This is a genomic window from Kitasatospora dryopteridis, assembly GCF_050749075.1.
Lineage (GTDB): Bacteria > Actinomycetota > Actinomycetes > Streptomycetales > Streptomycetaceae > Kitasatospora.
This window is the reverse complement of sequence record NZ_CP192749.1, coordinates 4,064,727-4,077,982: the sequence shown is the minus strand read 5'-3', so window position 1 is coordinate 4,077,982 and position 13,256 is coordinate 4,064,727. Positions and strand designations below refer to the sequence as shown.

At 70.1% G+C, this 13,256-nt stretch carries 12 protein-coding genes; 6 read left to right on the top strand and 6 right to left on the bottom strand.

The features are described from left to right. Positions 1-70: 70 nt before the first annotated feature. Complete coding sequence (locus tag ACQ614_RS18620) at positions 71-1,153, bottom strand: inositol-3-phosphate synthase (protein ID WP_363496547.1); 1,083 nt, start codon at positions 1,151-1,153, stop codon at positions 71-73. Positions 1,154-1,288: 135 nt separating this feature from the next. Beyond that, positions 1,289-1,972: a helix-turn-helix transcriptional regulator gene (locus ACQ614_RS18615; protein WP_431679664.1), complete on the bottom strand. Its 684-nt coding sequence runs from the start codon at positions 1,970-1,972 to the stop codon at positions 1,289-1,291. Between the two features lie 386 nt (positions 1,973-2,358). On the opposite strand from ACQ614_RS18615, the gene ACQ614_RS18610 reads away from it, so the two are divergent. Both ACQ614_RS18610 and ACQ614_RS18605 read left to right on the top strand, forming a co-directional pair. Then, on the top strand, positions 2,359-4,923 hold the full coding sequence (locus tag ACQ614_RS18610; RefSeq protein WP_431679663.1) for a transglycosylase domain-containing protein: 2,565 nt from the start codon (positions 2,359-2,361) through the stop codon (positions 4,921-4,923). Between the two features lie 110 nt (positions 4,924-5,033). Beyond that, positions 5,034-6,662: a glycosyltransferase family 87 protein gene (locus tag ACQ614_RS18605; protein ID WP_431679662.1), complete on the top strand. Its 1,629-nt coding sequence runs from the start codon at positions 5,034-5,036 to the stop codon at positions 6,660-6,662. An 8-nt stretch (positions 6,663-6,670) separates the two neighbouring features. On the opposite strand, the gene ACQ614_RS18600 is transcribed toward ACQ614_RS18605, so the two are convergent. From ACQ614_RS18600 to ACQ614_RS18590, 3 genes are all read right to left on the bottom strand, one after another. Continuing rightward, positions 6,671-7,693 (bottom strand): alanine racemase, encoded by a 1,023-nt coding sequence (locus tag ACQ614_RS18600; RefSeq protein WP_431679661.1) that lies wholly within the window; start codon positions 7,691-7,693, stop codon positions 6,671-6,673. Between the two features lie 38 nt (positions 7,694-7,731). After that, positions 7,732-8,850 (bottom strand): lipid II:glycine glycyltransferase FemX, encoded by a 1,119-nt coding sequence (locus ACQ614_RS18595; RefSeq protein WP_431679660.1) that lies wholly within the window; start codon positions 8,848-8,850, stop codon positions 7,732-7,734. A gap of 179 nt (positions 8,851-9,029) precedes the next feature. Next, positions 9,030-9,338, bottom strand: coding sequence for a hypothetical protein (locus tag ACQ614_RS18590; RefSeq protein ID WP_431679659.1), 309 nt, complete (start codon positions 9,336-9,338; stop codon positions 9,030-9,032). 327 nt (positions 9,339-9,665) lie between these two features. Between ACQ614_RS18590 and rpsF the strand changes: the two genes are divergently transcribed. The 4 genes from rpsF (at position 9,666) to rplI (ending at position 11,466) form a co-directional block, all read left to right on the top strand. After that, the gene (gene rpsF, locus ACQ614_RS18585; protein ID WP_030270167.1) at positions 9,666-9,956 is read left to right on the top strand and encodes a 30S ribosomal protein S6; all 291 of its coding nucleotides are present in this window, start codon (positions 9,666-9,668) and stop codon (positions 9,954-9,956) included. 104 nt (positions 9,957-10,060) lie between these two features. After that, positions 10,061-10,657 (top strand): single-stranded DNA-binding protein, encoded by a 597-nt coding sequence (locus ACQ614_RS18580; RefSeq protein WP_431679658.1) that lies wholly within the window; start codon positions 10,061-10,063, stop codon positions 10,655-10,657. Positions 10,658-10,765: 108 nt separating this feature from the next. Beyond that, positions 10,766-11,002, top strand: a complete 237-nt coding sequence (gene rpsR / locus ACQ614_RS18575; protein ID WP_030270170.1) for a 30S ribosomal protein S18 — start codon at positions 10,766-10,768, stop codon at positions 11,000-11,002. A 17-nt stretch (positions 11,003-11,019) separates the two neighbouring features. Continuing rightward, positions 11,020-11,466: a 50S ribosomal protein L9 gene (gene rplI, locus ACQ614_RS18570; RefSeq protein WP_363496573.1), complete on the top strand. Its 447-nt coding sequence runs from the start codon at positions 11,020-11,022 to the stop codon at positions 11,464-11,466. Positions 11,467-11,581: 115 nt separating this feature from the next. Here the strand turns inward: rplI and ACQ614_RS18565 are convergent, their stop codons facing one another. After that, positions 11,582-12,907, bottom strand: a complete 1,326-nt coding sequence (locus ACQ614_RS18565) for an MATE family efflux transporter (RefSeq protein ID WP_431679657.1) — start codon at positions 12,905-12,907, stop codon at positions 11,582-11,584. Between the last annotated feature and the right edge of the window lie 349 nt (positions 12,908-13,256).

Sequence of the window (13,256 nt, the reverse complement as noted above, 5' to 3'; positions counted from 1 at the left end):
CCCGGTCCACGACCGGGGCCCCTCACGGGTGGTCCTGCTCAGCGCCTCGGCGCCGGGCGTCGACCGCTGGTCAGCGCTCGACCTCGCCGCGGATGAACTTCTCGACGTTCTCCTTGGCCTCGTCGTCGAAGTACTGGACCGGCGGGGACTTCATGAAGTACGAGGAGGCCGACAGGATCGGGCCGCCGATGCCGCGGTCCTTGGCGATCTTCGCGGCGCGCACGGCGTCGATGATGACACCGGCGGAGTTCGGGGAGTCCCAGACCTCGAGCTTGTACTCCAGGTTCAGCGGGACGTCGCCGAAGGCGCGGCCCTCGAGGCGGACGTACGCCCACTTGCGGTCGTCGAGCCACGCGACGTAGTCGGACGGGCCGATGTGGACGTTCTTGGAGCCCAGCTCGCGGTCGCGGATCTGCGAGGTGACGGCCTGGGTCTTGGAGATCTTCTTGGACTCCAGGCGCTCGCGCTCGAGCATGTTCTTGAAGTCCATGTTGCCGCCGACGTTCAGCTGCATGGTGCGCTCGAGGATGACACCGCGGTCCTCGAACAGCTTCGCCATCACACGGTGGGTGATGGTGGCGCCGACCTGGGACTTGATGTCGTCACCGACGATCGGCACGCCGGCCTCGGTGAACTTGTCCGCCCACTCCTTGGTGCCGGCGATGAACACCGGGAGGGCGTTCACGAAGGCGACCTTGGCGTCGATGGCGCACTGGGCGTAGAACTTGGCCGCGGCCTCGGAGCCGACCGGGAGGTAGCAGACCAGGACGTCGACCTGGCGGTCCTTCAGGACCTGCACCACGTCGACCGGAGCCTCGTCGGACTCCTCGATGGTCTCCAGGTAGTACTTGCCGAGGCCGTCCAGGGTGTGGCCGCGCTGCACGGTGACGCCGGTCGGCGGCACGTCGCAGATCTTGATGGTGTTGTTCTCGCTGTTGCCGATGGCGTCGGCCAGGTCGAAGCCGACCTTCTTGGCGTCGACGTCGAACGCGGCGACGAACTCCACGTCACGGACGTGGTAGTCGCCGAACTGCACGTGCATCAGCCCGGGGACCTTGCCGGCCGGGTCGGCGTCCTTGTAGTACTCGACACCCTGCACCAGCGACGCGGCGCAGTTGCCCACGCCCACGATGGCTACGCGAACCGAACCCATTCCGGTTGCTCCCTGTGTTCTCATGAGCCCCGCCGTGAGGCGGTTCTCGAATCCCTACTGGTATGACTGTCTGACGGGCGCGCGGCGCCCACTCCTCCCGTGGTCCGGTACCGGTGGGCACCGGGGCCTCGGGTCTCAGCGCTCCTGTGCGGAGCGCCCCGGGCGGTCGTGCGGTGGCCCCGGCGGGTCCGAGGACCCGGCCTCCTGGCCACGGCCGTCCGAAGTCTGTGACGCACTCGACGGCGCGCCGTTGCGCCCGGTGCGGTTGGCCCGCTCGGTCTCGATGAGCTCGTTGAGCCAGCGGACCTCGCGCTCCACCGACTCCAGGCCGTGCCGCTGGAGCTCGAGCGTGTAGTCGTCGAACCGCTCGCGGGTGCGGGCGATCGAGCTGCGCATCCGCTCCAGCCGCTCCTCGAGCCGGCTGCGGCGGCCCTCCAGGACGCGCATCCGCACGGCCTTGTCGGTCCGCGCGAAGAACGCGAAGTGGACGCCGAAGTGCTCGTCCTCCCAGGCGTCCGGGCCGGAGTCGGCGAGCAGCTCCTCGAAGCGCTGCTTGCCCTCGGCCGAGAGCCGGTAGACGATCTTCGACCGCTTGCCGTTGAGTGCGGTGGCGGGCACGTACTCGGTGTCCGGGTTGTCCTCGACCAGGAAGCCCTGGGCGACCAGGTTCTTCAGGCAGGGGTACAGCGTGCCGTACGAGAACGCGCGGAACGAGCCGAGCAGGACGTTGAGGCGCTTGCGCAGCTCGTAGCCGTGCATCGGGGCGTCGTGCAGCAGGCCGAGAACGGCGAATTCCAGCACTCCGGAGCGCCTGCTCATCCCCTGCCGCCTCCTCTCCCCGTGGCCGTGGGCCGACCCCCGAATGGCGGTTATGCCGCCCCGATGTATCGGCTCGATATATCGAGAACAGTAAACCGGGGTCACGGAACGGGCAAGGGGGGCACGCGTGAACGTGATCACAAGGTGGTCGTGGAGTGTGCGGAGGGCCCGGGTCAAGGCCTGGCGCGGCCCGCTAGGCAACGGCCATGTAATGATCTGCCGGACTTATGTACCTTTTGTCCTTTAATGTCCAATTGTTGACAGTTCAAGGGTGCGTACGCTGTCGCGTGTGCACGAGGACCACCTCCGGGGTTAAGGCGGTTGCGGGCATCGGAAGTGAACCCTGCCTTCGGGCCCGAAGAGCCCGACCGAGGAGTTGCTGAGAGATGAGCGAACACCGGCGAAGGTCGCCGAACGGCGGCGGCGACCGGCCCCCGGTCGGTCGGGGCGACGGCCGGCAGCCGCGTCCCCACGGCACGCCGCCGCAGGGTGCGCCCTCCTACGGGGGAGGGCGCGGCTCGGACGAGGTCCGTTCCGAGGGGCTGCGCCGCGCCCGTGCGGCCGGTCCCCGCGAGACCGCGCAGCAGCCGCGGCTGACCCGCGCCGAGATGCGCCGCCAGGCCCAGAAGGGCAGTGGCGGCGGTGGCGGCCGTGGGGCCGCGGGAGCGGCCGGCGGCCCCGGCAAGAAGCGCTTCATCGACTACCCGCGCTGGGGCAAGAGCGGCTTCCGCCGCTGGATCCCCTCGTGGAAGCAGATCCTCACGCTGTTCCTGATCTTCTTCGGCGGCACCACCGCGGCCGTGGGCGTCGCCTTCGCGATGACGCCGGTCCCGGACCCGAACAAGCAGTTCGAGGAGCAGAACAACATCTACTACTGGGCCGACGGTTCGGAGATGACCCGCAAGGGCGCCACCAACCGCCAGATCGTCCCGCTCGCGGACATCAGCCGCGCCGCGCAGGACACCACGATCGCGGCCGAGAACGAGACCTTCCGCACCGACAAGGGCATCGACCCCAAGGGCATCGCCCGCGCCGTCTACAAGATGGCCACCGGCGGCGAGACCCAGGGCGGTTCGACGATCACCCAGCAGTACGTCAAGAACTACTACCTGAGCCAGGACCAGACCCTGACCCGCAAGGTCAAGGAAATGTTCATCACGCTCAAGATCGCGGACGAGAAGGACCGGGTCCTCCAGGGGTACCTCAACACCAGTTGGTACGGCCGGAACTCCACCGGCATCCAGGCGGCGGCGCAGGCGTACTACGGCAAGGACGCCTCGCAGATCAACCTCTGCGAGGGCGCCATGCTGGCCGGTCTGCTCAAGGGCGCGGGCCTCTACGACCCCTCGATCAGCCCCGAGAACGAGAAGCGCATGGACGAGCGCTGGGACTACGTCCTCAACCGGATGGTCATCGCGGGCCTCGCCACCAAGGCGGACCGCGACAAGTGCGGTCAGAAGTTCCCCAAGCCGATCCCGCCCAAGGCCGCGTCCAACATGACCGGTGAGATCAGCTACCTGGTGGAGACCGCCAACAAGTACCTGACGAACAAGGACCCGTCCATCACCCAGGTCGCCCTCCAGCGCGGCGGCTACAAGATCTACACCACCTTCCAGAAGGACAAGGTGGACGCGCTGAAGGCCGCGGTGGACGGCTTCCAGAAGGACAACCTCAAGCCGGACAAGCGCGAGCAGGACAAGTTCGTCCAGATGGGCGCGGCCTCGGTCGTCCCCAACGACGGTGCGATCGTGGCCATCTACGGCGGTGCCGGCATCGAGAACGGCCACTACACCAACAACGCCGACGCCTTCGGCATCCCGGTCGGTTCGACCTTCAAGCCGTTCGTGCTGGCCGCCGCCATGCAGCTCGGCGTGCAGACCAAGATGGACTCGGACGGCCAGCCGACCCGGATCAGCACCGACAGCCGCTACATGGCCAACAACCTCTCCGAGATCTTCAAGCCGGACGGCAGCCCGGTGATCGGCGACAACGGCCAGCCCTACAAGCAGCGCAACGACAGCACCTCCAGCCCGGGGTACGTGACGCTGAAGGAGGCCATGCGCAACTCCTACAACGTGCCCTTCGTGCAGCTCAACCAGGACGTCGGCGGCAAGAACGTCGAGAGCCTGGTGACGGGGATGGGTCTGCTGAAGGGCAGCCTGGCGCCGTCCAGCACCATCACCTTCCCGCTCGGCACCTCGACCCCGAGCGCGATCCGGATGGCCTCGGCGTACTCGGTGTTCGCCGCCCGCGGGCAGCAGACCGACCCGTACTCGGTGAGCAAGGTGCTCAAGGACGGCGTCGAGATGCCGAAGTTCACCAAGCCCCAGGCGAAGAAGGTGCTCGAACAGGCCGTCGCCGACAACGTCACCGACGTGCTGGAGAACGTGGCCAAGAACGGCACCGGAAAGAAGACCAACGAGCTGGGCTTCCCGGTGGCGGGCAAGACCGGTACCACCGACGCCGGCACCTCGGCCTGGTGGGTCGGCTACACGCCGAGCCTGGTGACCTCGGTCGGCATGTGGCGCGAGGAGCCGGGCAAGCCCGGCCTGCTCTCGCTCAACGGCACCGCCGGCAAGAGCGAGATCCACGGTGGTGACTACCCGACCGACGTCTTCACCCGCTACATGAAGGTCATCGGCCCGGGCAAGCCGAAGAACTTCCCGGACCCGGAGGAGAGCGGTGTGAAGCTGGACGCCTCCGGCGCCCCGTCCACCGCGTCGCCGTCCGCCTCGGCCTCGGCCTCGACCAGCGCCTCGGCGTCGGCCTCCCCGTCGACCACGCCGAGCCCGACCAGCGGCCCGTCCGGCGGCACGCCGTCGCCGACCGCGTCGGACAGCTGCTTCATCCTCTGCCCGACCCGCACCCCCACCAGGCCCGGCAAACCCACGCCGACCGCCACGGACACCTCCACCCAGGGCGGTGGCGGAGGCCAGGCACCGGCCCAGTGACGGAACCCCGGCAGTGACGGAACCCCGGCGCCGGTCCACCCCTTCGGGGGCGGGCCGGCGCCGGAGTCTTTGCCGGGGTCTCCTCGTCGCGGGAGCGGTGGTGCGGCAGTATGTGCGCCATGACGTCCAGCACCCACGAGACCGCCGGGCCCGCCCCCGTCCCGGCGGCCGGCCCGCTGCCCAACACCGTCGTCGTGCCGGCCGACGAGGACCCGGTCGCGGCGGCCGGCAGTGAGGTGCTCGGCGGCCCGCCCGGACGCCGTGCCCTGCTCGGCGTCTCCTGGTGGACGCCGGCCCGCTTCCTGGCCCTGGTCGTCATCGTGACCTACGTGCTCGGCCTGGTGCAGAAGATCCCCTGCTACGACGGCGGATGGTTCCACGGCGCCACGACCCAGTACACGCACGCCTGCTACAGCGACATCCCGCACCTGTTCTCCGGGCGCGGCTTCGACAGCGGGCGCCACCCGTACCTGGACCCGCTGCCGTTCCCCACGGCGGACATGCAGTACCTGGAGTATCCCGTCCTGACCGGCCTGTTCATGCAGGTCGCCGCCTGGCTCACGCCGACCGGCGGTGAGCTCCAGGGCCGCGAGCAGTGGTTCTGGATGGTCAACGCCGGAATGCTGATGGTCTGTGCGGTGGTGGTCGTCGTCGCGCTCACCCGCACCCACCGCCGCCGCCCCTGGGACGCCCTGCTGTTCGCCGTGGCGCCCTGCCTGGCGCTGGACTCCACGATCAACTGGGACATGCTCGCGGTCGCGCTGGCGGCCGTCGCCATGGCGTACTGGGCGAACTCCCGGCCCACCGCCGCTGGCGTCTTCATCGGCCTGGCCACCGCCGCCAAGCTCTACCCGGTGCTGCTGCTCGGCCCGCTGCTGGTGCTCTGCTGGCGGGCCGGGAAGTGGCGCGACTTCGGCCGGGCGGCCGGCGGCGCGGCTGCGGCCTGGCTGATCGTCAACCTGCCCATCATGGTGGCCAACTTCAAGGGCTGGGCGACCTTCTACACCTTCAGCCAGGTCCGCAAGGAGGACTTCGGCTCGTTCTGGCTGATCCTCATGCAGGACCGCAACCAGCAGCTGCCCACCCTCAACACCTGGATCTCGGTGCTGCTGGTGCTGTGCTGCCTGGGCATCGGCTTCCTCGCCCTGGCCGCCGCCCGCCGCCCCCGCTTCGCCCAGCTGGCGCTGCTGGTGGTCGCCGCCTTCGTGCTCACCAACAAGGTCTACTCGCCGCAGTACGTGCTGTGGCTGATCCCGCTCGCCGCGCTGGCCCGGCCGCGCTGGCGGGACTTCCTGATCTGGCAGACCTGCGAGGTGCTCTACTTCCTCGGCGTCTGGTCGTACCTGGCCTACACCGGCGACTCCAAGCAGCACGGCATCGGCCAGGACTGGTACCACCTGGCGATCGCGCTGCACCTGATCGGCACCCTGTACCTCTGCGCCATGGTGGTCCGCGACATCCTGCACCCGGACCGCGACCCCGTCCGGTGGGACGGCAGCGACGACCCCTCCGGCGGTGTGCTGGACGGCGCCCCGGACAAATTCGTGCTCGGCACCGCCCGCCGCCTGCGCGAGGAGGCCACCTACGGGGCCTACGCCCCGCACGCGGACTGGCTGGTGGCCATGGCCGCAGAACACCGGGCCGCCCAGGAACGGCGGGAAGAGCCGACGGCCCAGCAGGAGGCCGCCCCCGAATGGCGCGCCCCGGCGCCCGAGGACAACGCCCGAGGCGCGTCGTAGGACATGCCCTAGCGGTACACCACGCGGTCGAAGTGGGTGGTGGTGTGGCGGACGGTCAGGGAGAGTTCGTCGCCGATCACCGGCGGTTTGACGTCGCCGGGCAGGAAGAGGATCGACACCTGCATGTGCGGCGGCTCGGCGAACCACAGCTGCCGGCCGTCCCAGGCGTACGGGGAGAGGGTGCGGTTCACGGTGGCGAGGCCGGCCCGGGCCAGGCCCTTGGCCCGGGGCAGCATTCCGTGCAGGTACTTGGGCGCCTCCAGACCGACCCCGTGCGCCGTGCCGCCGGTCACCACCAGCAGGTGCCCGTCGGAGGGCGCCTTGTGCTGCCGGTAGCCGTAGCGGTCGCCCTTGGCCACCGGGGTGACGTCCAGGACGGTGGCCGCGGCGTGCAGCGCCCCGACGTCGCCGAGCCACAGCCGGGTGCCGATCCGCGAGCGGAAGACCGTGTCCGGGAACATCCCCGACAGCCGGGCGAGGTCGGCGGAGCCCAGGTGGCTCAGGTAGACGGTGGCCGGCGGCGGCCCGGCCGCGGAGATCGCCCGCATCCAGTCGGCGACCTCCGCCACCGGGTCCGAGCCGTCCGGCCGGTCCAGCGGGAGGTGCAGGGCGAAGCCCTCGACCACCGGGCCGTCCGCGGACAGTTTGGGCAGGTCGGTGCGGGCGATGCCGTGGCGTCTCATGCCGGTCATGCACTCCACCACCACCCGGGTGCCGGGGGGCATGGCGCGCAGGGCGTCCAGGTGGGCGACCGTGCGGACCGTCCGCTGCGGCACGCCGGCCGTCTCCTCGCCGACGCGGTACGGGGTGAGCACCAGCAGCTCGCCGGGGAAGGAGACGGAGGCCGCCTCCTGGGCGGTGCCCACCGCCAGGATGCCGGTGCCCAGGAGTGCGGCCTCCTCGGAGAGCCGGGCGTTGCCGAGCCCGTAGCCGTTGCCCTTGGCGACCGGCACCAGGCCGGGGAACTCCGCCAGCACCGCCTGCTGGTGCGCCCGCCAGCGGGCGGTGTCCACGTACAGCGACAGGGTCATCGGTCACTCCCCGGGGATGTGGTGAGGGTGAGGGCGCCTCAGCGGCGCGACATGTAGAGGTCGAGCGCCTTGTGCAGCAGCTTGTTCAGCGGGAAGTCCCATTCGCCGAGGTACTCGGCGGCCTGGCCGCCGGTGCCCACCTTGAACTGGATGAGGCCGAAGAGGTGGTCGTCCTCCTGCAGGGTGTCGCTGATCCCGCGCAGGTCGTAGACGGTGGCGCCGAGCGCGTAGGCGTCCCGCATCATCCGCCACTGGATCGCGTTCGACGGCTTGACCTCGCGCTTGTGGTCGGCGGAGGCGCCGTAGGAGTACCAGACGTGCTCGCCGACCACGAGCATGGTGGTCGCGGCCAGCGGCTCGCCCTCGTGGTAGGCGATGTAGAGCCGCATCCGGTTGGGGTCCTCGGCGGTGAGCGACTTCCACATCCGCTGGAAGTAGGCCAGCGGGCGCGGGGTGAAGCGGTCCCGCTCGGCGGTGACGGTGTAGAGGCGGTGGAAGACCGGCAGGTCGTCGAAGCCGCCCTGGACGACCTCGACCCCGGCCTTCTCGGCCTTCTTGATGTTGCGCCGCCACAGCTGGTTGAAGCCGCGCTGCACGTCGTCGAGGGAGCGGTCGGCGAGCGGTACCTGGAACACGTAGCGGGGCTGGACGTCGCCGAAGCCGGCGCCGCCGTCCTCGCCCTGCAGCCAGCCCGCCTTGCGCAGCCGCTCGGCGACGTCGAAGGCGCGCGGCTCGTACCAGTCGGGGTCGACGTCGCGCAGCCGCTTGGCCTGCTGGGCGGCGATGGCGCCCTTGATGGTGGCGGCGTCCCACCGGCGGACGACCACCGGCGGGCCCATCTTCACGGAGAACGCGCCCTGGGTCCGCAGGTGCGCCAGCATCGGCTGCAGCCAGCTGTCGAGGTCCGGGTCGAACCAGTCGATCACCGGGCCCTCGGGGAGGTAGGCCAGGTACTTCTTGAGCTTGGGGATCTGCCGGTAGAGCACCAGGCCGGTGCCGACGATCGCGCCCGACCCGTCGAACCAGCCGAGGCTCTCCGAGCGCCACTCCGCCTTGACGTCCGCCCAGGCCGGTACCTGCATGTGGCTGGCGGAGGGCCGGGACTGGATGAAGGCGAGGTGTTCCTCGCGGCTGATCGTCCTCAGGCGCAGGCTCATGCTGGGGTGCTCCTCCTCGGTCGGGCGGTCCAGGGCGGGATCACGGCGACCCTATCGCCCGAATGGTCCGTTTCCGCTGGGGCTGGCGCCGACGTGCCGGTGCCCTCCCCGCATACCTGAGCACAAGTAGTTACGCGGGGAGGGCACCGGAGGTCACGCAGCGCTCCGGCGTACGGGTGTCACCACACGCCCCCGAAGAAGCCCCCGTGCGCGAGGCCCAGGTAGAACCCCACTGCCGACATGCCGACCGAGATCACCAGGACGAACCGCTCGGCCGTGGTCACCGAGATGAACTGGCCCCACATGCCGGTGACGATGCCGAAGAGCCCCGTCCAGGAGCTCATGATGTGCAGGTTGTCGAAGAAGCAGCTGACGAACGCCAGCACGCCGAAGACGGCGGCCACCGCGACCATCGTGTTCTCGCGCGGGTGCGCGTGGCCGTCGGTGTTGAGGGTGAGGGCCGGAAACCGGCGGACGGTCTGAGCCATGGGACCCACCTCCAGGGTGGACGGGCGGGACGGCGCGGACCGCGCGGCGCCGTCGGCGGCACGGCCGGAAGGCGTGCCGTTCCGTCCAGATTGCGGCCGATATGCCCTGGATCACAACCCCTATACGTTTTGGACCGCCGCGCCCGGGCGGGTAGGCTGTGCGGTCTGCACTGGTGTAGGTGTGCCCCCGTGTGCCCTTCGCCGGGCTCGGTTGTCAGACCCCGCCACTACGGTGGTCGGAGGTCGTCACCGCATCGGTGCGACGCTGCACAACCCTCCTGCCACGGAGAGACCGTGGCCGCTGAGTCCAAAGGAGGTGGGTTACCCATGCGTCACTACGAGGTGATGGTGATCCTCGACCCCTCGGTCGAGGAGCGCGCTGTCTCCCCCCTGATCGAGAACTTCCTCAACGTTGTCCGCACCGGTGGCGGCAAGGTCGAGAAGATCGACACCTGGGGTCGTCGTCGTCTGGCCTACGAGATCAACAAGCAGTCCGAGGGCATCTACTCGGTCATCGACCTGAAGGCCACGCCTGAGGTCGTCAAGGAGCTCGACCGCCAGCTCAGCCTGAGCGAGTCGGTTCTGCGGACCAAGGTCCTGCGCCCGGACACCCACTGAGCCACCGCTGACGCCTGACGGCGTCAGGTGACTCACGCACGGTGTTTCACGTGAAACACCGAGCGAGCACCGCAGAACTCCTTTTCCGAGAGGTCATCACCACCATGGCAGGCGAGACCGTCATCACCCTCGTCGGCAATCTCGTCGACGACCCCGAGCTGCGTTTCACCCCGTCGGGTGCCGCGGTCGCGAAGTTCCGCATCGCGTCCACCCCGCGCACCTTCGACCGTCAGACGAACGAGTGGAAGGACGGCGAGAGCCTCTTCCTCACGTGCAACGTCTGGCGTCAGCCGGCGGAGAACGTGGCCGAGTCGCTGCAGCGCGGCATGCGCGTGATCGTGCAGGGCCGACTGCGCCAGCGGTCTTACGAGACCAAGGAAGGCGAGAAGCGGACGGTCTTCGAGGTCGAGGTCGACGAGGTCGGCCCGAGCCTGCGGTCTGCGACCGCCAAGGTCACCCGGGCCAACCGGTCCGGCGGCCCCGGCGGCGGCGGCTTCGGCGGCCAGCAGGGCGGGGCTCCGTCCGGCGGCGGCTGGGGCGGCGGCCAGCAGGGCGGCGGCGGCGGTGGCTGGGGTGGCAACTCCGGCGGCCAGTCCGAGGACCCGTGGGCTTCCTCCGCTCCCTCTGGTGGCAACCAGGGCGGCGGCGGTGGCTGGGGTGCCCCGTCGGGTGGCGGCTACTCGGAAGAGCCTCCGTTCTAAGCGGTGCGCGCCGGGTCGGCCCTGCGGCCGGCCCCGGCATGCTGAGAGATTTCGTGCGGTCCGATCCGCCTCGCGGGTCCGGACCGTCCATCCCCAATGGAGCACATGATGGCGAAGCCGCCTGCTCGCAAGCCGAAGAAGAAGGTTTGCGTCTTCTGCAAGGACAAGGTCAACTACGTTGACTACAAGGACACGAACCTGCTGCGGAAGTTCATCTCCGACCGCGGCAAGATCCGTGCCCGCCGGGTGACCGGCAACTGCACCCAGCACCAGCGTGACGTCGCCACGGCCGTGAAGAACAGCCGTGAGATGGCGCTGCTGCCCTACACCTCCACCACGCGCTAAGAGAGGGTGACCGAAGAATGAAGATCATCCTCACTCACGAGGTCCCCGGTCTCGGCAGCGCCGGTGAGGTCGTCGAGGTCAAGGACGGCTACGCCCGCAACTTCCTGGTCCCGCGTGGCTTCGCCATCCGCTGGACCAAGGGCGGCCAGAAGGACGTCGACGCGATCCGTCGCGCCCGCAAGATCCACGAGATCCAGACCCTCGAGGCGGCCAACGAGGTCAAGGCCAAGCTCGAGGGCCTGCAGATCAAGCTGGCCGTCCGCTCGGGCGACGCCGGCCGTCTGTTCGGCTCGGTGACCCAGGCCGACGTCGTCGACGCCATCAAGGCTGCCGACGGCCCGGCCGTGGACAAGCGCGCCGTCGCGATCGCCTCGCCGATCAAGACCGTGGGCACCCACAAGGTCTCGGTCAAGCTGCACTCCGACGTGCAGGCCAACCTCGACGTCAACGTCGTGGCCGGCTGAACGCTCCGGTAGCGGTCCGAGGGCCGGTCTCCCGCCAGGGAGGCCGGCCCTCGGCCTTTGTGTCGGCCTTCGTGCGCGACGGCCGCCGCCGCGGTGCTCCGTCGGCCCTGCGCCGCTACGCGCGGACGGCTCCGGTGACCAGCCAGTGCCCGGTCCGCACCCGCAGCACCAGGAAGGCCGCCCGGGTCAGCATGAAGAGGTTCATCGCCCACCACAGGGCGGCCAGCCCGCCGCCCAGCGCGGGCACCGCGAACGCGGCCGGGGCGAACACCAGCAGCGTGCCGAGCATCGCGGCGGCCAGGTAGCCGCCGTCCCCGGCGCCCATCAGCACCCCGTCCAGGATGAACACCAGGCCGCCCACCGGCTGGGTCAGCGCGGCGAGCAGCAGCACGGTGGAGAGCTGCGCCTGCACCTGCGGGTCCGAGGTGAACAGCGGCACGTACAGGGGCCGGGCCAGCACCATCAGCAGGCCGAGCAGGACCCCGGCGCCGAGGCCCCACTCGACCATCCGCCGGGTCGCCGCCCGGGTGCCCGGCACGTCGCCGGCCCCCAGGAAGCGGCCGATGACGGCCTGCCCGGCGATGGCGATGGCGTCCAGCGCGAAGGCCACGAACACCCAGACGGTCATGGTGATCTGGTGGGCGGCGATCTCCGTGTCACCGAGGCCGGCGGCCACGGCCGTCGCGATCAGCAGCACCGCCCGCAGGCTGAGCGTGCGGACCAGCAGCGGCCCCCCGGCCCTGGCACCGGCCCGGATGCCCGCCGGGTCGGGCCGCAGGCTCGCGCCCTCCCGCCCGGCGCCGCGGACCACCACGACCAGGTAGGCGGCGGCCATCGCGTTCTGGGCCAGCACGGTGCCCCAGGCGGAGCCGGCGACGCCGAGGCCGGCGCCGTACACCAGGCCGAGGTTGAGGACGGCGTTCGCGGCGAAGCCGCCCACCGCGACCAGCAGCGGTGTGCGGGTGTCCTGAAGGCCGCGCAGGACGCCGGTGGCCGCCATCACCACCAGCATGGCGGGCACCCCCAGTGCGCTGATCCGCAGATAGGTGACGGCGTACGGGGCGGCGGTCGGGGAGGCGCCCAGCAGGGAGGCCGTCTGCGGGGCGAACGCCACCATGAGCAGTGCGAGGCCCGCGGAGAGCAGCAGGGCCAGCCAGATGCCGTCCACGCCCTGCTGGACGGCGGCCTTCCGGTCACCGGCGCCGATCCGGCGGGCGACCGCGGCGGTGGTGGCGTAGGCGAGGAAGACGAAGGCGCCGATGACCGTGGTGAGGGCGGCCGAGGCGATGCCGAGGCCGGCCAGCTGGGCCGTGCCGAGGTGGCCGACGATGGCCGAGTCGGCCATCAGGAAGAGCGGCTCGGCGACCAGCGCGCCGAAGGCCGGGACGGCGAGCGCGAGGATCTCGCGGTCGTGGCTGCGGCGGGCGGTCGGGGAGGTCATGCGAGTCAGCCTACTCATCCACAGGTAAGTGGTGAATAGGATCCGGATCACTTACTCGAATTCTTGATCGAGGGCCGGTGGAGATGGATGTCCACCGGTCGCCCGGTGAGCGGACGGGCGTGTGAACTTTTTCTCATGCACAGCTGTCCGAGTGAGTCATTGCAGGTCAGCGACTGGCAGTGGATGGGTGGTGTGGTTATCCACAGACCTGTCCACAGGGTTGTGCACAGGTTTGAGGCACTTCTCCACAGGCGCCGCCCCGTCGTCCACACCCCCTGTGGATAACCATCTTGGCCGAACGGCCCCCGGCGCCGTAGCGTGGGGCGCCGACCCCACCCCTGCCCATCGG